This is a genomic window from Ammoniphilus sp. CFH 90114, from assembly GCF_004123195.1.
In the GTDB taxonomy this organism is placed as follows: Bacteria; Bacillota; Bacilli; order Aneurinibacillales; family RAOX-1; genus YIM-78166.
This window is the reverse complement of sequence record NZ_SDLI01000006.1, coordinates 99,552-119,333: the sequence shown is the minus strand read 5'-3', so window position 1 is coordinate 119,333 and position 19,782 is coordinate 99,552. Positions and strand designations below refer to the sequence as shown.

The window sequence follows — 19,782 nt, the reverse complement described above, 5'->3', positions numbered from 1 at the left end:
TGGTCCTAGTAGAATACTCCAGGACGGGAAATAATGACAAGCAAGATATAGAGAACCAAAATAAACGCCAAGCCACCGCCTAGACCTACACCAGCTGCATAGCTCATTGTATCTGCCTCCTTCCTTATGAGGTTAATTTATCTTATGTCCATCCTTGGAATTCGGCAGGGCGGATGCCCTAGGCAAAACGTTTATTTTTTTATCATGCGGCTGTTAATGATGAGTAATGGTTGTTCCAGGGAAGTAGAAGTGGATAATATCCTCATACGATTTTCCTTTCTCCGCCATATAGTGGGCTCCCCATTGACTCATTCCCACTCCATGTCCGTATCCTTTTCCTCGCATAATAAAAACATCGTCTTCCAATGTAAGGGAATCAATAAAATAACTCTTCAATAGATTTCCCCCTAACATGGGCCGGATGTGAGAGAGAGGAACGTCATCAAGGGTAATGGTCTGAAAAAGAACAGTCCCATCGATCAGGCGCTCTAGAAATTCGACTTCAATAGAGCCCTTCACTGCTCGTTGAGAACTTCGTCTGACTTTTGATAACTCGAAACGGGGGATAGAAAGTATTTTCAAATCCCCACCGTATCCCTTCCGCTCAAGCCACTTCTTCATTGTCTCACTTACCTTCCGGTCCTTTTCCTCTAACGAATCCCACCAGTCTTCTTGATCCCCTTGAAATACGCCCGGGTTAATCTGGGTTTGATGCAACTCAAACTCCCAAGGATGCACAGGATCATAGGGATCGGTTTTGATCGGATAATAATGAATCGGGTTTCCACCCCATACATTCGCATTACTTTCCGTTACCCCGCCATTACTGGCAGAATAAAAAGCCTCAATAAGTCGATTCTTAAATGTGACCACCTCTCCACGAGTTTCCTCTACCGCTTTCGTTGTACTAGGGTACCAAGCATATCCACCATATACTTGAAAGCTGATTGTATCGTCCATCTCCTTTCTCATATGCGTTACAGCGTAAGTTCTCGCAGCTAGGGATTGAGCTTTCAACGTTTCAATTCCCCAAGTAGGGTAGACTTCGAACGGTACGACCCCCTTTAGATAATCTTCTAGTGGCAGTTGGTTGACCGGTCTAATCCATTGTTCATCTTCCAGTCGAAACTCCATCGCACCTAAGTAGGGTCTTCTATTAATCCGTACAACATGGTGCTGATCATACCGTTCAGGAATAAGAAACAAGGGCCCCTCAATAGTATGAGTCAGCCCATTGCCTTCGAGAATGAATGAACTTTCTTGTACAGTCAGGGAATACTTGACTCCTTCTTGCCATGAAAAGGTAGGATCTAGGGAGTTAAAGTTTCCCGTCAAATAAAATTCGATATGATCCTTATTCCCTAAATAATTTACTAACTTTACTGTCACAAGTTCATCCGCCTTTACGGAGGGAGATGTAATGGTAAGTAAAAATAGACTAAGAAATGTGACCATCATTTGATATCTCATGGTAGGTAATATTCCCTGAACTGTTCATTGGCTATTCGATTTGTTATATTATAGGTGTAGGGTATACACAATAGGGGAGAGATTAAAACTATGGCATCTATTCATACGATTTTTATTGCTGGCCACTCCAAACTTCCACAAGGGATGGCAGCCAAGAGTGTGTTCGATACTCTAACGATCACGGTCGAGATCGACAAGAAATACGGGGTAATATTAGAAGCTTCTTGCACACTTGCAACAGAACATGGGCGTAACTATGTAGGGGAAATACTTAGGGGAATGAGCTTAAAGGATGGTATCGATGAGCCAATTCGCTTGCTTCAACATCACTATCGCGGAAGAGCAAGCAATGCTCTTGTAGCCGCACTAAAAGATTTGTTCACTCAGTTCGAGCAACTAAAAATCTGACTATTGACAAAAGTTCGAATTTATTATATTCTAACATTAGGTTCATAGATATTGGTGTCCCCAATACGTAAGCTGAATCGTTTCAATAGTCACAAGTGACTGCCTTGTTTATTAGATCTTTCTAGCCGGAAGACGTTACATAAACGAAGGAGCCAGTCTAAAACAGCATGATGCGAAGCATTGTGTTCGTTTTTGACTGGCTCTTTGTATTTTAAGAAAGGGGAATGAAGGTGGCTTCTTCTGCTTTAGGAAAACTCAAGATTTTAGATCTGACAAGAGTCCTTGCTGGTCCATTTTGCACGATGATTCTAGGAGATTTAGGTGCAGACGTAATTAAAATAGAGAGTCCCCACGTAAAAGATGACACACGTCACTGGGGTCCTCCTTATGCCAGTACAGAGAGCGCGTATTACTTATGTGCTAACCGTAATAAGAGAGCCATAACCCTTGATTTAAAAAGTGAAAAAGGAAAAGAAATCTTCAAGTCTCTTGTTGCACAGTCAGATATTGTCGTCCAAAACTTTAAAGCTGGTACCATGGAAAGTTTAGGCTTAAGCTACGAAGTTCTTCATGATATAAATCCACAACTCATATTGGCCTCCATTTCAGGCTTTGGTCATACGGGGCCGTACAGTAAGGAGCCCGGTTATGATTACATCATTCAGGCCATGTCCGGACTCATGAGCATTACAGGAGACCAAGGAAGCGGCCCTACGAAAGTTGGGGTTGCCATCGCTGATGTGTTAACAGGACTTTATACAGCGGTTGGCATACTCGCCGCCATAAATGAAAGAAATCATTCAGGACAAGGTCAAAGTATTGATATTTCTTTATTCGATTCACAGATCTCCGCCTTAGTTAATGTGGCTAGTAATTATCTCATCTCAGGAGACATTCCATCTCTACTTGGAAACCAACACCCCAACATCGTTCCATATCAGGTTTTCCCCACAAAAGATCAAGACATGGTGGTAGCAGTCGGTAATGATAACCAATTCAAGAGGTTTGCTGAAGTCTTAGGGATGGCAGAACTTGGAGTAAATGATAAGTTCATAACCAATCCGAACCGACTAAAGCACCGACAAGAACTCACCACAATCATCACAGAAAAGATGAAGCAAAGGTCAGCAGCCGAATGGCAACTATTATTAAAAGAAGCTGGCGTACCTAATGGACCCATCAACAATATGCAACAGGTATTTGAACATCCTCAAGTCAGAGACAGGAATATGGTTGTAAAGATGAATCATCCAACCGCCAATCAAATACAACTAGTAGGCTCTCCATTAAAGCTATCAAGAACAAAGGTGGAGATGAGAAGACATCCTCCTTTATACGGAGAACATACCGAAATGGTTTTACGTGAACTGGGCTATACCGAAGACCAAATCATAAATATGAAAAAAAACAAAGAGATCTAGGAGGAGACTTATGTTGAATTTTTCTTTAACAGAAGATCAAGTAGCCGTTCGGAAGATGGTTCGCCAATTTGTGGACCGAGAGATTAACCCCTACATACAAGAGTGGGATGCAAGAGGTCACTTTGAAGCCAATATCTTAAAGAGATTGGCCGATCTAGACCTGATGGGAGTCTGTATACCTGAGAAGTATGGTGGAATAGGAATGGACTATAACACACTAGCCATCATTTGTGATGAGCTAGAACGGGGAGATACTGCCTTTCGAACAGCCGTTTCTGTTCACACCGGATTAAACAGTATGACCTTACTTCAATGGGGGAATGAGTACCAAAAGGAAAAATATTTAGTTCCCCAGGCGCGGGGGGAAAAGGTGGGAGCGTTTGGACTGACAGAGCCTAATGCCGGTTCGGATGTAGCTGCTATGTTAACCACCGCAAAATTAGATGGAGACCATTATATCCTCAACGGATCTAAAACTTGGATTTCCCTCTGTGACATTGCTGACCACTTTCTTATCTTTGCTAAAACGAATAAAGAAAAACAGCATCATGGAATTAGTTGCTTTATCGTAGAACGGCAATACCCTGGCGTCACAACGAAGGCCATTAAAGGAAAGTTAGGAATTCGAGCTGGTAATACGGGTGAAGTTTTCTTAGAAGAAGTTAGAGTGCCGAAGGAAAACTTGTTAGGGCAAGAGGGAGAAGGATTTAAAATTGCCATGTCTGCCTTAGATAACGGACGGTTTACCGTTGCAGCGGGGGCATGTGGACTCATTAACGCTTGCTTAGAAGCGAGTATTAAATATTGTCATGAACGAAAGACGTTCGGAAAAGAAATCGGACGGCACCAGCTAGTTCAGCAGATGATTGCTAAGATGTCCGCTAATCTTGAAACTTCGCGACTTCTTGTGTACCAGGCTGGATGGCTGAAGAATGAAGGGAAACGCAATACCAGAGAAACATCTCTTGCCAAGTGGTTGGCCTGTGATGCAGCATTCGAAGCCGCAAATGATGCCGTGCAAATCCATGGAGCCTATGGCTATTCTAACGAATATCCGGTAGAACGGTATCTACGAAACTCTAAAGCTCCAGTCATCTACGAAGGTACAAGAGAAATTCACACGATTATGCAAGCTGAGTATGCACTGGGATATCGGACAGATAAACCGCTAAATCAGATGTTGCCTTCTTGGCCTTTTGAATAAAACCTTTCCTATTAGCTTCCTCGTCGTGAATGCGAGTGAAGCTTTTTTTATCTCCCACGTTTTTTCGCTTAGGAAAAATGAATATACTATCTGAAAGTAATAAGCTAAGTAAAGGGAGGACAAGAGTGAGGTCACTTCGGATGTATCTAGAGTTCTCGCGCAAAGCCTTTCAGCGGTCAGCTGCTTATCGGTTTGATGCCTGGACGCGGTTATTATCAAACATTATCTTTTTATTTATGTGGGGGTTTATCTGGCATGGGTTATATAGTGGGAAAGAGCCAGTCAGCGGGGTAACTTTTGAATCGATGCTGAGCTATATCATCATTAGTCAAATGTTACAGGGGATTCACGGAGCAGGGACTCCTCTTTGGGAGATCCAAGAAAGAGTACGTACCGGTGACATCGCGATGGAAATGATGAGACCGTATGACTATCCGACGCGAAGCTTATTTTCAGACTTCGGCAACATTGCGTTTCACATGATTACAGCTGTTCTTCCCTTATATATTGTGTTGTTCTTCAGTTTCGACTTGAACATGCCTACAACTCTTAGCCAGTGGGGGCTGTTTGTGTTCTCTGCCTTTCTTGGTTACCTTATTCGTTACAGTCTTGAATTAACCTTCGGTTTATTTACCTTCTGGTTGATAGAAACCGGTGGGGTAGAGGATATTTTCTACTTTTCCATTTCCCTTTTCTCTGGCTCTGTCATTCCGTTATGGTTTTTTCCAGACTGGCTAGAGTTCGTTGCACGATTCCTTCCCTTTCAGGGGATCTTCTTTGTGCCAAATTCTATATTTGTAGGTCAATTACAGGGAGAAGAGCTATACCTTGCCTTGGCCACTCAGATCCTCTGGCTGTTCATCTGTTATGCCCTTTTAAGATGGGTATGGTCAAGAGCCTCAAATAAAATTGTCGTGCAAGGGGGATAGAGGAATGAAATCCTGGGCACGTGGAAGTAGGATGTACGTTCAGATGGTGAACGCAAGTATAAGAGCCCAAATGCAGTATCGTTATGCTTTCTTCATGAATATTATCGGTTGGGCGATGAGTTATGCTGGGACGGCTGTAACCATGTGGGTCATGCTTCACTCATTTGGATCTCTAGAAGGATGGACTCTATGGGAATTAATCTTTTTATTTGCTTTAGCTGTCCTATCATGGGGTATTTGTGTTCTCTTTTTCTTTCATTTTCGCAGTTTAGACCAATATATTCTAAACGGTACCTTTGATCGTTTTTTAGTTCGCCCGATCCATCCCTTTTTTCATTTCATGGCGATGAAATTTGATATCGGTGCTTTCGGACAACTGTTATTTAGTATCGTAGCTGTAGCGATTGCTTATCATCAACTTCAATTGGAATGGACAATCGGTAAATGGGGAATCTTTGCAGGTGCTGTCCTAGGAGGAACCCTCATACAGGGGGGATTACTAGTTCTTATCTCTGCGATTGCATTTTGGACAACACGATCAGAAAGATTTTATTGGGTTGTGATGTTCCCAGCCAAAAGCATGATGAATTATCCTTTAACCCTTTATCCACGAATTATCCAATGGGTTGTGATTGTCGTCATTCCTTTTGCTTTTGTAAACTATCTTCCGGCCCTTCTATTACTTGATAAGAGTCATCCATTCTACTCCTCGTATTGGGGGTCAATGAGTGCAGTCATAGGTCTTATTTTTTTCTGGATCTGTTATCGAATATGGATGCTTGGATTAGATCGATATAAAAGTACGGGTTCTTAAATTATGGTTTCGTCAGGGGGCTCAAACGGTGAGTTTAATTGAAGTTAGGAATCTCTCTAAAGAATATTTTATCGCCAAACGTCAAGAGGGAATGTGGGGGGCTGTCCGCAGTTTGTTCCATAGGGAGTACATCACGAAGTCAGCCGTTCATGATGTCTCTTTTTCCATTGAAGCAGGGGAAGTCGTAGGGTATATTGGGCCGAATGGCGCAGGGAAATCCACCACCATCAAAATGCTGACAGGAATCCTTGTTCCCACATCGGGAGAAGTACACGTTAGAGGTTTGATTCCCTATAAAGAGAGGCAGAAAAACGCTCGTCAAATTGGCGCTGTTTTCGGGCAACGCTCTCAGCTCTGGTGGGACCTCCCCACGATTGAATCCTTCGAACTTCTAAAGCAGGTTTACTATATCTCTGAAGAGCAATATCGAAAAAATATGGACACCTTTGCCGAGATCCTCGGCTTGCATGAGTTTTATCAAACCCCCGTTAGACAGCTTTCTCTAGGACAAAGGATGAGAGCAGATATCGCTGCCTCCTTGCTGCATAATCCATCCATTCTTTTTCTAGATGAACCAACCATCGGGCTCGATGTTGTAGCTAAAGAACGCATGCGTACGTTTATTCAAGAAATGAATAAAGAACGCGGCATTACCGTCATCTTAACCACCCACGACATGTCCGATATTGAAAAGCTATGTAAGAGGATGATTTTAATAGATCAAGGCCGCGTGATGTACGACGGAGGATTGTCCACCATAAAGGACCACTTTGGTAAAACAAGAATCTTAGTCGTGGACTTAGAGCAGGACCGACCAGATCTGAGAATAGAAGGAGCGGAGCTGATAAGAGAAGAAGGACCTCGGAAATGGTTAAGATTTAATCGGGAAGAATTTACTGCTGCACAGATTATTCAGAAGGTCTCGGAGAGAGCCGAAATTATGGATCTGTCTTTAGAAGAACCTGAAATCGATTCCATCATCCGTCAGATGTATCAAGAGGGATATGAAAATAAAAAGGCTAATCCTAGCGTCTAAACACTGGGTTAGCCTTTTTCCATTTTATGATGAATTGCCTTTGTAAAATAAGGAATAATATCCCTGTGATATTAAGAGAAAGGATGGAACTCATGGATCATGTATTAACCGCCCGATCATTGTTTGGAATGACGATGGGTTTTCACATTATTTTTGCTACTCTTGGTGTAGGCATCCCTCTCATGGTCCTATTTGCTGAACTCCTGTATCAAAAAACGAAGGACCGAGATTATGCCCTTATGGCAAACAGATGGACAAAAGGATTTGCCGTCTTACTAGGGGTTGCCATTCCAACAGGCACCATTGCCGGGGTGCAGCTATCCTTACTATGGCCGGGATTCATGGAAGTGGTAGGGAAGGTGATGGCCTTACCTTTTCAAATTGAGATTTACGCTTTTTTTGTAGAAGCCTTGTTTATGTCTATCTATGTTTACGCAGCGGATCGAATCTCTCCTGCCATGCGCATCATTAGTGTTACCTTAGTGGCAATAGGTGCAGCCGCGTCTGCCATTTTAATCACGAATGTCCATGCCTTTGAAGGAACCCCTACGGGATTTAGAATTGTCAATGGGGAAATTGTGGATGTGGATCCTTGGGCTGCTTTCTTTAACCCTAGTTTCTTTGTTACCGCAGCACATGTAACGGTTTCAGCTTTTATGACAGGGGCCTTCGTCATCGCTTCGATATCTGCCTATAAGATGATGAAAGAAAAGGTACAAAATAACGTATATCACTTTCATCGCAAGGCCTTAGTTCTAAGCCTAGCCGTAGGAGGATTTTTTTCACTCATTACAGCTGTAAATGGTCATGAAGGAGCTCAATTACTGCACGTCTATCAACCAGAAAAATTGGCGGCAGCTGAAGGCTTGTTCGAGACGCAGCCCTATGCTCCACTTGCCATTGGCGGATTTACGGACAGGGAGACGCAAACGGTTAAATATGCAATTCATATTCCTTGGGCCCTGAGCTTCCTTGCTGGGGATCGATTTGATACGGTGGTCAGAGGATTAAATGATTTTCCCGAAGAATGGTGGCCGCCTTTGTTCGTCCATACTCTTTTCAATGCCATGGTGGGCATTGGGTCATTGCTCATTTTGTTAGCTATAATCGGTTTTCTTTGGAATAAAGTTTTAAAGCGAGATGTGTTCCCTCGTTGGATGATGTGGTCATTCGTCGCTGCAGGTCCACTATCGATGCTTGCTGTTGAGTTCGGTTGGATTTTTGCCTGTACAGGGCGGCAGCCTTGGGTAATCTATCGAATGATGACCACAGAAGAGGCTGTCACAGGTTCAACTCAACTAGGCTTATTGTTTTCACTCTTTGCCTTGGTCTATGTTATCTTAGGTATCTCCGTTGTTCTCGTATTACTGTACTATTTCCGTAGACATCCCGTTCGTAAAGAACTAGGAGAGAGAACGGATGCGGCTGGAGGGACGATATGAGTACGGATGAACTACTTGCGGTATCCGTCCTATGGGGATTCGTTTTTATTTATGCTGTTATGGCTACGATGGACTTCGGGGCTGGATTTTGGTCTATGGTTTACATTAATCGCGAGAAAACGAATGCCACGAATATCTCGAATCGCTACTTATCCCCGACATGGAAAGTAACCAATGTCTTTATTGTAGGGATTGTTGTAGCCCTCATCAGTTTTTTTCCGGGAGCCACCTATACACTAGGCACGGTTTTACTGATCCCAGGCAGTTTAATCCTTATCCTTTTGTCTATCCGAAGTGGTTTTCTTGTTTTCTCACACATTGCTGAAGATTATCGTAAGGGCCTGACTTATATATCGGGAATCACAGGTCTTCTTATTCCCGGATTACTGATTGCGGTTCTTCCAATCACCCATGGAGGTTATATCGAAATCATCAATGGGGTAGAACAGCTTCAGTTAGATATCCTATTTACGAGCCCACAAACCTATGCATTTATGGCTTTTGCTATTAGCAGCACTTTGTTTCTCTCTTCTTTATTGTTGGCGGATTACTCGAATGTCGCGGATGAAAAAGAAGCCTATGCTATTTATCGCCGTGATGCCGTGTTGCTTGGTCCCATCGTGTTATTTACAACATTTTTTATTATGCTAACAATGGAAATCGAGGCTCCATGGATCTATCAAAACATGATGGAGTACTTTCCATTATTGCTCACTTCCATTCTCATTTTCCTTCTGGGATATATTGCGCTATTCCTTCCTTCGGGTGTGAAGAGAAGGGTAACAGGAAGACCAAGAGCTGCTGTTGTTGCCGTTGTTACACAATACTTATTAGCTAGTTATGCCTATGGGAGAGCGCACTTGCCGTACCTCGTTTATCCGATTGTAACCGTAGAATCCGGATTTACGCACCCAGCTACCTTTCGTGCTGTGTTTATTTCTTATATTGTTGGATTTGTCATCTTGTTTCCTGGCTTTATCTATTTCTGGAGACTGTTTATGAACGATCGAAGATATATACGCCAGGAGTAAGAAGTTGGCTAACTTACCTTAATCCGACAAGGTAAAATTTATTAGTATTCATGTCGTAAAAAAGTACGTATAATCAAGATAACTAAACGAAATAAGTTTAGTGTTGAGAGTGATTCCCCACCATAGTTCTCTTATGGTGGGGCTTTTTTTTGTTACAGTGCTCGACCCATTAGTTGATCAATCGTTGGAAGATCTGCGGGGGCCCATTCTAATTGCTCGATTGTATTTATAGGCAACCACTCAATGCGAGCATGATCGTTAGCTAAAGGGCTACCTTCCGTAATCTTTGCTTCAAAAGTGATCAAATGGACAATAATAAAGGGATATTCATGATAAATATCAGCTACTTGATTACCCACTGAGATTGTACACCCTAATTCTTCTTGAATTTCCCGTACCAACGCCTCTTCTGGGTGTTCGTTATGCTCTAACTTCCCTCCAGGGAACTCCCACAGATTCGGCATAGACATGGAAGGTGAACGTAACGCACAGAGAACCTCATCTTGATCGTTGCGTATCACAGCTCCGACAACATGTATCGTTTTCTTCATATAAAAGCTCCCCTCATTCAGACGATAATACTATTATGACAAAAAAGAACGACATTTTTCGCCTATTCGGCAAGTTTTTACCCTTTTCCCCTTGTTTTCGAACGTAAGTTTGGATAATATGATAGCACATGACCAATATTTCTCTATGGAGGGAATTTAATGAACAAGACAGAATTAATCGCCTATGTTGCGGAGTCCGCAGAATTAACGAAGAAAGATGCAGCGAAGGTAGTTGAAGCTGTATTTGAAGCGATTGAAGGAAGCTTGAAAAAAGGGGAGAAAGTCCAGTTAATCGGCTTTGGTAACTTTGAAGTACGAGAAAGAGCCGCTCGTAAGGGACGTAACCCGCAAACTGGTGAAGAAATCGAGATTGCCGCTTCGAAGATCCCTGCTTTCTCTGCAGGAAAGTTGTTGAAGGAATCGGTTAATGCTTAAGTTAAGGTAACATCATAATAAGCCTTGGTTGGATCTACTCCCACACCAAGGCTTTCATTATGATAGTCACTATTATTTACCCCATACTAAGGCAATAGATCCCCATGTAAGTCCTGCCCCGAAGCCGACCATGATGACCATATCTCCCGATTTCAATCTTCCTGAACGGAGTTCCTCCTTAATTGACAGAGGAATGGTCGCTGCACAAGTATTAGCATATCGATCTAGGGTGATTGAGAATTTCTCCTTCGTCACGCCAAGCTTATTAGCTGCTTCTTCAATAATACGCGAATTCGCTTGATGGGGAATGAAAAGATCAACCTCATCAAGATTCAGTCCAGCTTTCTCCGCTACATGTTGTATGGATTTAGGCATTTGTCTAACGGCGAACTTATAAACTTCTCTTCCGTTCATTTTTAGGTGATCTCTAATATAGAGTTGTTCGGCTCCGCTGCCATCCGAACCTAGATCAAAAGATAAGATCCCTTTATCCTCAGAAACTGGCCCCATCACAACAGCTCCAGCCCCATCTCCGAAAAGAATGGCCGTGTTACGATCTGTCCAGTCTAGCTTCTTAGACACCTTCTCAGCACCGATCACTAGAACATTCTTATATGTGCCCGTCTCGATAAATTGCTTAGCGACAACCATGGCATAGATAAAACCCGCGCAGGCAGCGCTCAAGTCAAGTGCCGGAATATGCCGGGCTTTTATTTTATCTTGGACAAGACAGGCTACAGATGGGAAACCTTCGTAATCTGCCGTCCCAGTAGCAACGAGGATAAGATCGATATCCTTTGCTGTGATTCCAGCCTGTTCAAGCGCTTCTAACGAGGCATTAGCAGCAAGATCTGAAGTATCCATGTCAGAGGAGGCAATTCTACGTTCTCTTATCCCCGTACGAGCAATGATCCAATCATTCGATGTTTCTAATTTTTCCTCGAATTGATGGTTAGTCATTATCTGTTCAGGAAGATAATGCCCAACGCCTAATATACCAGCACGTATCATTTATCCAATCAGCTCCAATTTTTGCAATAATATATAATACGTAATATAAAAGAATACGGTTTTCACTAACATGACTGATACATTTTACCATACAATAAGGCTGACTTCTAATGATTTTATGACTAGGTACCAAGAAATTCATTCATAATTCCAAAATAAGTATATCAGTTTTTCCCACATAAATATATAACCCCACAAACACTCCTCATCTCGGTCGGCTTGTGGGGTTATATTTATTCTTTTGACTCATCGAATTAGCTGTATTAATTTTAATAAACCTTTTGTCCAGTCCACCTTTTTCGCATTTTCATTATTTAAATTCCACGCAATACGTGTCATTTTCTCCCATTCCCTTTGTTGTTGTTCACAAGTTTTCTCAGCTACATAAATATGCAATTCCATTTAGAATCCCTCGTCTCACTAAATTTTTTATGTCTAATTCCATTCTAGCCAAATTCATCCAAAGAAAAAGTGAAGTTCGATTGCAGTGGATTTCACCTTTTAATAACGAGATGTCTTAGGTGCTCTTTAATGCATTAGAATATTAGACTGTTAGCATATTAGCAGAGGTTCTTGCGAAGCCAAGAGGGACGTGATTAAATGTAAAAAAATAAAGAGATGAGGAGAGAGAAAATGATTGATTCATGGCTATTATCCTACATAATTGTATCCATTATGATTGTCCTTATTCCGGGCCAAGATATGTTGTTTGTTCTTACACAGAGTATTAGCTCTGGCAATAAGGCAGGCATAAAAACCGTCTTGGGGTCGATTACAGGAACATTGGTGCATACTATCTTGGCAGCTGCAGGTTTGTCCATCATTTTTCAAAAATCTATAGTAGCTTTTAATATATTAAAGTTTGTAGGTGTCATTTATCTTTTATATTTAGCTATTCAATCCTTCCGAGAAAAAGGCACCATAGCTCTGCAACCACAGAATGGCAGTAGCCGTGGATATTTTAAGAAAGGAATGATCATGAATTTGTCGAATCCGAAAGTCGCCATCTTCTTTTTAACCTTCTTACCTCAATTTGTTGATCCAACAAGAGGTCATGCGGGTGTTCAGATGTTATTATTCGGCTTCATTTTCATTCTAGAAACTCTTATCATTTTTACTATAATCTCTATTTTTGCCTCCAAGTTGGGAGAAAGAATGACAGGAAGCAACTTATTCATGAGGGGGCTGAAATATTTTAAAGGAACGGCTTTTGGAAGTCTTGGTCTTAAGCTGCTTCTCTCAAGTAAGTAATATAAAAACTTTGAAGAGGCTGACCCTTGAATACGGTAAAACCGATTCCAAGGGTCAGCCTTGTTTGTTTTTTCTAGTGAATCCAAGTAAATTTTGGAATGAACGACATTTACTATGGAGAATTGACGGAAAACATCATATAATTCAATTACAAATATAGAAAGATTTGCCGAAGATGGGAGAAATATTGGGGTGGAGGTTCAATGTACAAAACTTTATTTAAGAAATATTTTAGAATTCCTGTCATCTGTTTTTTCCTGTCCGTTCTTATCCTGTTAGCGGGTTATTACATCATTTCAACGTATGAAAGCAAGAATGTAATACTGTTCGTTTTTATTACGCTTGCCTTTCTTATGACATTGAACTCCGTATTTTTATATCGGACACTAAAACGAAACGATTTAACCTTAGTTAACCAGAAGAAACAGTGGAAAGAAGCAGAAGAACTAGTGGTTAAACAGGAGCAGAAGTATCGCTCTATCTTTGAGAATAGCACCCATGCTATAATGGTCACCGATATTAATGGGAGAGTATTAGATATCAATCCTTCCTTTACGAACATGTATGGATGGACTCTAGATGAGATTATTGGCGAATGCTTACCTATGGTTCCAGATATATTTATAGATACCGTTCTTCAAGATAACCAAAAGGTGGCTGAAGGAGAACGAATTATCAATAAAGAAACCTTTGGTAAAACCAAAGACGGAAGACTAATTGATATTAGTTTATCCGTATCTTCTATCATAGATAATGAGGGTAAAATCACAATATTTAGCTTAGCACGGGATATTACCGAGAAGAAAATGGCTGTGCGTCAACTCGAGATCATGAAAAGTGAACTTCAACAAACCATCCGCCACCAACAAGGTATCATTTTTAAGCTACGGAAAAAAGGAAATCGGTTTATTTACACGATGTGCGATGGCCGCTTACTGTCGCGACTGGGTCTTAGTACTGAAGCGGTTGTGGACAAGGAAGACAAGGATTTCATGTCTTTGGAGAGAGCAAGAACTTTCACCACCTACTATGAGAGAGCTTGGAAAGGGGAAGAAGTCTTTTACGAATTCAGTTTAAGATCAGGTATCACATGTCTCACTAACCTTACCCCGATCATAGAAAACGGTAAGACGATCGAGCTTCTTGGTTCTAGTATTGATGTAACGGACAAGAAAAGATCGGAGGAAATGCTCATGAGATCAGAAAAGCTTTCAGTGGTGGGAAAATTAGCTGCCGGTGTTGCTCATGAGATTCGTAATCCACTTACCTCGATCCGTGGATTTTTACAGTATCTAAAACCTTCTAGTCAAGAAGATCATCAGAAATTCTTTGATGTTATGTTAGATGAACTAGACCGGATTCATGATATCGTGAAAGAATTCTTATTTCTCGCCAAACCTCACGAATATAAATTCGAATCAGTAAACTTAGTTGCGATTACCCAGCAAGTCATAAAGCTTCTAGAACCACAATTTATATTAAATAATGTTCAAGTCTCCTTAAGCTATTATCAACTAGATGACATGAAAGTAAACGGCGAGCCTAATCAGTTAAAGCAGGTCTTAATTAATGTTCTTAAAAATGCTGCAGAAGCAATGGAAGAAAAGGGGGGCATGATCCATATCCACATTACGCATTGGGAAGATCAATACATCATGCGAATTCGTGATGAGGGTTGTGGAATCCCTAAAGAGCGATTAAAAAAAATCGGCGAACCATTTTTCACTACAAAGGAGAAGGGCACCGGTCTAGGAATGATGGTAACCCATAAAATTATAGAAGGACACGGTGGAACGATTCGAATTGTGAGTAAAGAGGGGGAGGGAACATTAGTAGAAATTGGCCTCCCAGAGATAACCCCTCAAAATCTATTCATTTTAAAATAAGAGAGGAGGAAATACAAGTTGACTAGGTTTATCGAAAAGCAAGAGGGAGTTTTTAGATCTGTATGTCCGTTAGATTGTCCCGATACATGTGCCTTGCATGTCTATAAGGAGAATGGAAAAATCGTAAAGGTAACAGGAAACCCTGAGCATCCGGTTACCCAAGGTGCTATATGTAATAAGGTTAGGAACATGACGGAGCGTATTTATCACCCTGAACGACTCATGCATCCTATGAAAAGAGTAGGAAAAAAAGGGGAGGGTAAGTTTGAACCCATCAGTTGGAGTGAAGCCATGGAAGAGATCACCCAACGATTTAAGGGAATCATAGCTTCCGATGGACCCGAAGCCATCCTTCCATACAGCTTTTATGGGAATATGGGTCTCCTCAATGCTGACGGAATGGATCGCCGTTTTTTCCACAAGTTAGGATCGAGCCAACTCGACCAGACGATTTGCAGTATCGCAGGCAACGTCGGTTTTGGTTATACCATGGGGATAACAGGAGGACTGCAACCTGAAGAAACCGTGGATTCTAAACTTATCATCGTATGGGGCGCCAATCTAGTCAGCACGAACATGCACCAAATGATCCTAGCAGAAAAAGCCCGCAAGAATGGTGCGAAGGTCATCGTGATTGATGTTCATAAAAATCAGACCGGGAAATGGGCTGATTGGTTTATTCCTATCCTTCCCGGCACAGATGCCGCCTTGGCCTTAGGAATCATGCATGTTCTGTTTAAAGAATTCATGGTGGATGAGGCATTCCTTGCAAAATATACACACGGATACGTTGAGCTTCGGGAGCATGTCAAAGAATATACCCCCAATAAAGTGGCTCAGATTACAGGTGTGCCTGCCTCAGACATCATAGAGCTAAGTCGATTATATGGAACCATTTCCCCAACCTTTATTAGAATCGGAAACGGACTTCAACATCATGACAATGGCGGTATGGCAGTACGAACGATTGCCTGTCTTCCAGCCCTTACTGGTCAATGGGCGAAGTGGGGAGGAGGCGCGACGAAAAGTAACGGATGGTATGCTCGTCTGAATCAACAGGCCTTGGCCCGTCCTAACTTGCGTACCAATACGAACGCTCGAATCATCAACATGAATCAGTTAGGATCGGCGTTACTGGATCTCCATGATCCGCCGATAAAAGCCCTATTTGTTTATGGAACGAATCCAGCGGTCGTAGCCCCCGATACGAATCAAGTCATACAAGGTCTATTACGGGAAGACTTGTTTACAGTTGTACATGATCTATTCCTTACAGATACAGCAAAGTACGCTGATCTTGTCCTTCCAGCTACTTCTTCCTTTGAAAATACTGATTTATATAAGTCCTATTGGCATCCTTATATACAGCTACAAGAACCGGTTATTTCACCGCTAGGTGAAAGTAAGTCCAACTTTGAACTATTCCAATTACTTGCTCAAGCTATGGGTTATCATGAAGAGGAATTCAAAGAGAGTGAAGAGGATTTAGTGCGACAAGCACTAGATTATCCTTCTAATCCTTATCTAAGCGGGATTACATTAGAAGGTCTAAAAGAAAAAGGTTGGATGAAGGTCAACTTGCCAGATAAGAAGCCTTTTCTTCAAGAGCTTCCCACACCAACAGGCAAAATTGAGCTCTATTCTTCCATTATGGAAAACATCGGACTGCCAGCTTTACCTACCTATATTCCGCTTATTGAAGGCTATGATGGTGAGCGTATACCAAGTGAGACGGATTCCTATCCTTTAATGCTAATTACACCACCCAACCACAATTTTTTGAATTCCACCTTCTCTAATGTCCAGAAGCTCCAAACCATCGAGAAGGAACCATTATTACAAATTCACCCTCTGGATGCCAGCCGTCGTGGTATTGTAGATGGTGATCTTGTTCAGGTATGGAACGGTCGAGGAGAGTGTCAATTAACAGCTAAAGTGGTGGATCACATGCTGCCAGGCGTTGTCGTAAGTCAAGGTTTATGGTGGGAAAGTCCAGAAAAATCGCAAGCTGTCAATAAACTTACATCAAGTCGGATAGCAGATATGGGTGGAGGGGCGACTTTCTTCTCAACTACCGTAGAAATTAGGAAATCCTAAAGACGATTGGCTCCTTCCAATAAGGATAGGGGCTTTTCCTTTGTTCCGCCATGTCGAAAAATGTAAAAAGAAGAAGATATAACGAGAAAACTCAAGATAGGAAGATATAACTACAAAAATAGACAGAAAATTGCCTAATTCAGACTTTTACAAAAACAGTACTCTTATGTTAGAATCTAATTACATCAAAGAACAACAGAAATGAAATACATAAGAACTGAGGTGATGGTACTCCAGAAGTCAATTCTTATAGAGGAGGGGTGCGATGGTCGAATCTCTATAAAAAGAACAAAATGAATGTTGATGAATAGAAAGGGAAAAAAATGAACACGGAAGATGAATCGCGAACGCCCTCAACTCTAGTATAACTAAGAGTCTGAGGGCGTTCATTAATTAGTACTTAAGATCTAAATCAAGCAAAGATAATTGGTCATATTGAGTGTCATCTAAATTCGACAGCCGAATGCCGAACAAGCGTATAGGCGTCTCATTAAGATGATCCAGATAGAGTGTTCTTGCCGCTTGAAGGATAAGGCTGGCGTCATGGGTCGGAGCTGATAAAGTTAAACTCTTGGTGTAAGATCTTCCGATACGCTCCGTCTTATAAACGATGGATACGGTTCGTGCTTTTTTATTTTTTTCCTGGAGGCGACCGCTCAGACGCTGAACCATCTGTTTTGCGATACCAAGGATAATATTTGAATCGGCGGTATCTTCGTTGAATGTCGTTTCCTTCCCGATCGTTTTATCCCCTTTCTCTCGCTCCTCATCCACTGCACTCGATGACCGTCCATTAGCATATTGATGCAATAACTCCCCACGCTTACCCAATAAGGCTCTTAGCACCAACAGATCGGCCTTAGCTAAGTCTCCAATCGTCTTCATCCCGTTCTTCGCTAGTCTTTCCTCCGTTGCAGCTCCGCAGCCATACAACTCGTTTAATGGTCGTGGATGATAATACGTCATAAATTGTTTAACCCCCATCTGAACAATTCCTTGGGTTTTTTTAACTTCGGAGGCCATTTTTGAGATAATTTTATTCGGTCCAATACCGATGGAACATGGAATATGGATTTTCTCCCATAATTTTTCTTGAATATAACGTGCTATTACGATAGGGTGAGGACCGTTACTTGAGCGCTCCGTAATATCAATGTAAGCTTCATCAATAGAAGCAACCTCTGTAGGACCAATCAAACGAAGAAACTCCATTATTTTACTTGAGATGCTGTGATATAGACTATGATCCCGCTGAACAAAGATAGCATCTGGGCAACACTTGCGTGCTTGATATACAGATTGAGTCGTGTAGACCCCTTTTCTCTTCGCTTCATAGCTACATGCGATCACGAGTCCCTTTCTTTTATCCGTAAGAGATCCACCTACAATAATGGGCTTATTTCTGAGAGTAGGGTTGATACTTTGATGGCAACTTGCAAAAAAAGCATTCATGTCCGCCATGAGTATGATCCGTGCTTCTTCTTTCATTTTGCTAAACCTCGTTTTTATCCATAACTAAGAGTAGTATGGCATACTTAATTAGAAAACGAAACAAATTCGTACTAGACGATTTCCTTAGAAACTTGTACCATATAGGCACAATATCTGATAGATCTGTGAGGTGCTCGTATTGCAAAAAAAGTCCCTAATCTTTGTCTTTCACCTGATTGTTAATTTACTGGCATCCTTGGTTACGGCCTTAGCTTTTAATTATCTTATTATCCCCAATAATATTTTGAGTGGGGGATTAACAGGTATTACAATTGTAATTAATTATTTTACGGGATGGGGAGTAGGTCTCTTATACTTTCTCTTCAACATCCCTATCTTTATTTGGGCGTATAAAGAGCTTGGCAAACGCTTCATTGTCTACAGTGGTATAGCCGTCCTCGTTTTATCCGTATTTATAGATTACCTACCATTAAAGCCTTATTTTGTTACGCAAGATCCTATGCTGGCCTCGATATATGGTGGAATCATGCTAGGATTAGGGGTTGTTCTCTGGCTTCGCATTGGAGGATCAGGCGGAGGGATGGATATTGTCGCTGTCTTGTTGAATAAGCGATACGGTTTATCTGTAGGCCAAGTTAGTTTAGTCCTCAATGGTATAGTTATTCTGATGTCTACATTTATCTACAGTGTGGAACAAACAATGTATACATTAATCACCATTTTCGTCTCAAGCAAAGTGATTGATGGGCTGCAATCCGTCCAGAGTAAGAAGACCGTTATGATCATTTCCCCTCAATCTCGTGTCATTACAGATCAGATCTGGAGCAAGCTCAATCGTGGCGTTACTTATCTTGACGGAAGCGGTGCCTATACAAATCAAGAAACCAAAATCATTATGTGTGTCATGACACGATTTGAAATTGCTGAATTAAAGAGACTCGTGTTTCAAATTGATCCTGATGCCTTCATTACCATTAATACAACCGATGAAGTTCTTGGACACTTCAGAAAAGGGAAGGCTAGCACATCCATTTAGGGGGCATACCCAATGTATCTAACAATTAAAGAAACCGCGGAGTATCTGAATCTACCTGAAGAAATAATTCGCCAATTCATTCAGGAGAAGCGTATTCGTGCATTATTTGACGGCGAACAGTACCTCATTAACAAAGAGCAATTCAATCACCATCTAGAACAGATGGAAAAACTCAAAAAATCCCTTGAGGAAGAGGCACATGAAGCCATTCCCGAAGATATAGATTACAAAGATGAAGACTAAGGAGGGCTTAGCTCAACGTTTTGAGCTAGCTCTTTTTTCTTTTACAGAGAAATGGGGAACCTAAA

General features: G+C 41.5%; 20 protein-coding genes. 14 read left to right on the top strand and 6 right to left on the bottom strand.

Annotation, left to right across the window (positions count from 1 at the left end; all coding sequences use genetic code 11):
- Nucleotides 1-5: 5 nt before the first annotated feature.
- Both EIZ39_RS14875 and EIZ39_RS14870 read right to left on the bottom strand, forming a co-directional pair.
- A complete protein-coding gene (locus tag EIZ39_RS14875) occupies nt 6-107 on the bottom strand; it encodes a sporulation protein YjcZ (protein WP_129200776.1) in 102 nt (33 codons plus the stop codon).
- Nucleotides 108-213: 106 nt separating this feature from the next.
- Nucleotides 214-1,389: a SpoIID/LytB domain-containing protein gene (locus tag EIZ39_RS14870; protein WP_240675822.1), complete on the bottom strand. Its 1,176-nt coding sequence runs from the start codon at nt 1,387-1,389 to the stop codon at nt 214-216.
- Between the two features lie 171 nt (nt 1,390-1,560).
- Here EIZ39_RS14870 and EIZ39_RS14865 point away from each other — a divergent pair, with 171 nt between their 5' ends.
- The 8 genes from EIZ39_RS14865 (at nt 1,561) to EIZ39_RS14830 (ending at nt 9,755) form a co-directional block, all read left to right on the top strand.
- On the top strand, nt 1,561-1,878 hold the full coding sequence (locus EIZ39_RS14865; RefSeq protein ID WP_205668566.1) for a DUF3870 domain-containing protein: 318 nt from the start codon (nt 1,561-1,563) through the stop codon (nt 1,876-1,878).
- 230 nt (nt 1,879-2,108) lie between these two features.
- Nucleotides 2,109-3,299: a CaiB/BaiF CoA transferase family protein gene (locus tag EIZ39_RS14860; RefSeq protein ID WP_240675821.1), complete on the top strand. Its 1,191-nt coding sequence runs from the start codon at nt 2,109-2,111 to the stop codon at nt 3,297-3,299.
- Nucleotides 3,300-3,312: 13 nt separating this feature from the next.
- Nucleotides 3,313-4,503 carry an acyl-CoA dehydrogenase family protein gene (locus tag EIZ39_RS14855; protein WP_129201021.1) on the top strand — a complete coding sequence of 397 codons (1,191 nt, stop codon included), beginning with the start codon at nt 3,313-3,315 and terminating at the stop codon, nt 4,501-4,503.
- 125 nt (nt 4,504-4,628) lie between these two features.
- Complete coding sequence (locus tag EIZ39_RS14850; RefSeq protein WP_205668565.1) at nt 4,629-5,432, top strand: ABC transporter permease; 804 nt, start codon at nt 4,629-4,631, stop codon at nt 5,430-5,432.
- A gap of 4 nt (nt 5,433-5,436) precedes the next feature.
- Nucleotides 5,437-6,246, top strand: a complete 810-nt coding sequence (locus EIZ39_RS14845; RefSeq protein WP_129200773.1) for an ABC transporter permease — start codon at nt 5,437-5,439, stop codon at nt 6,244-6,246.
- A gap of 28 nt (nt 6,247-6,274) precedes the next feature.
- Nucleotides 6,275-7,282, top strand: coding sequence for an ABC transporter ATP-binding protein (locus EIZ39_RS14840; protein WP_129200772.1), 1,008 nt, complete (start codon nt 6,275-6,277; stop codon nt 7,280-7,282).
- Between the two features lie 92 nt (nt 7,283-7,374).
- A complete protein-coding gene (locus EIZ39_RS14835) occupies nt 7,375-8,724 on the top strand; it encodes a cytochrome ubiquinol oxidase subunit I (protein ID WP_129200771.1) in 1,350 nt (449 codons plus the stop codon).
- Nucleotides 8,721-9,755 (top strand): cytochrome d ubiquinol oxidase subunit II, encoded by a 1,035-nt coding sequence (locus EIZ39_RS14830; RefSeq protein WP_129200770.1) that lies wholly within the window; start codon nt 8,721-8,723, stop codon nt 9,753-9,755. The genes EIZ39_RS14835 and EIZ39_RS14830 overlap by 4 nt, the downstream gene beginning before the upstream one ends.
- Before the next feature lie 152 nt (nt 9,756-9,907).
- Here EIZ39_RS14830 and EIZ39_RS14825 read toward each other — a convergent pair whose 3' ends face one another.
- A complete protein-coding gene (locus tag EIZ39_RS14825) occupies nt 9,908-10,306 on the bottom strand; it encodes a (deoxy)nucleoside triphosphate pyrophosphohydrolase (RefSeq protein WP_129200769.1) in 399 nt (132 codons plus the stop codon).
- A gap of 159 nt (nt 10,307-10,465) precedes the next feature.
- On the opposite strand from EIZ39_RS14825, the gene EIZ39_RS14820 reads away from it, so the two are divergent.
- Nucleotides 10,466-10,741, top strand: a complete 276-nt coding sequence (locus EIZ39_RS14820) for an HU family DNA-binding protein (RefSeq protein ID WP_129200768.1) — start codon at nt 10,466-10,468, stop codon at nt 10,739-10,741.
- A 72-nt stretch (nt 10,742-10,813) separates the two neighbouring features.
- On the opposite strand, the gene EIZ39_RS14815 is transcribed toward EIZ39_RS14820, so the two are convergent.
- Both EIZ39_RS14815 and EIZ39_RS26670 read right to left on the bottom strand, forming a co-directional pair.
- Nucleotides 10,814-11,749, bottom strand: a complete 936-nt coding sequence (locus EIZ39_RS14815) for a beta-ketoacyl-ACP synthase III (RefSeq protein ID WP_129201019.1) — start codon at nt 11,747-11,749, stop codon at nt 10,814-10,816.
- 249 nt (nt 11,750-11,998) lie between these two features.
- The gene (locus EIZ39_RS26670; protein WP_164985109.1) at nt 11,999-12,154 is read right to left on the bottom strand and encodes a hypothetical protein; all 156 of its coding nucleotides are present in this window, start codon (nt 12,152-12,154) and stop codon (nt 11,999-12,001) included.
- A 231-nt stretch (nt 12,155-12,385) separates the two neighbouring features.
- Between EIZ39_RS26670 and EIZ39_RS14810 the strand changes: the two genes are divergently transcribed.
- The 3 genes from EIZ39_RS14810 (at nt 12,386) to EIZ39_RS14800 (ending at nt 16,986) form a co-directional block, all read left to right on the top strand.
- Entirely contained in the window at nt 12,386-13,003 is a 618-nt protein-coding gene (locus EIZ39_RS14810) for a LysE family translocator (protein WP_129200767.1), read from the top strand.
- A 203-nt stretch (nt 13,004-13,206) separates the two neighbouring features.
- Complete coding sequence (locus EIZ39_RS14805; RefSeq protein WP_129200766.1) at nt 13,207-14,889, top strand: PAS domain S-box protein; 1,683 nt, start codon at nt 13,207-13,209, stop codon at nt 14,887-14,889.
- Nucleotides 14,890-14,907: 18 nt separating this feature from the next.
- On the top strand, nt 14,908-16,986 hold the full coding sequence (locus tag EIZ39_RS14800; RefSeq protein WP_129200765.1) for a molybdopterin-containing oxidoreductase family protein: 2,079 nt from the start codon (nt 14,908-14,910) through the stop codon (nt 16,984-16,986).
- A gap of 393 nt (nt 16,987-17,379) precedes the next feature.
- On the opposite strand, the gene EIZ39_RS14795 is transcribed toward EIZ39_RS14800, so the two are convergent.
- Complete coding sequence (locus EIZ39_RS14795) at nt 17,380-18,474, bottom strand: DNA polymerase Y family protein (protein ID WP_129200764.1); 1,095 nt, start codon at nt 18,472-18,474, stop codon at nt 17,380-17,382.
- 142 nt (nt 18,475-18,616) lie between these two features.
- On the opposite strand from EIZ39_RS14795, the gene EIZ39_RS14790 reads away from it, so the two are divergent.
- Together EIZ39_RS14790 and EIZ39_RS14785 are read left to right on the top strand one after the other, a co-directional pair.
- A complete protein-coding gene (locus tag EIZ39_RS14790) occupies nt 18,617-19,474 on the top strand; it encodes a YitT family protein (protein WP_129200763.1) in 858 nt (285 codons plus the stop codon).
- A 12-nt stretch (nt 19,475-19,486) separates the two neighbouring features.
- Nucleotides 19,487-19,717, top strand: coding sequence for an excisionase family DNA-binding protein (locus tag EIZ39_RS14785; protein ID WP_129200762.1), 231 nt, complete (start codon nt 19,487-19,489; stop codon nt 19,715-19,717).
- The last annotated feature ends 65 nt before the right edge of the window (nt 19,718-19,782 follow it).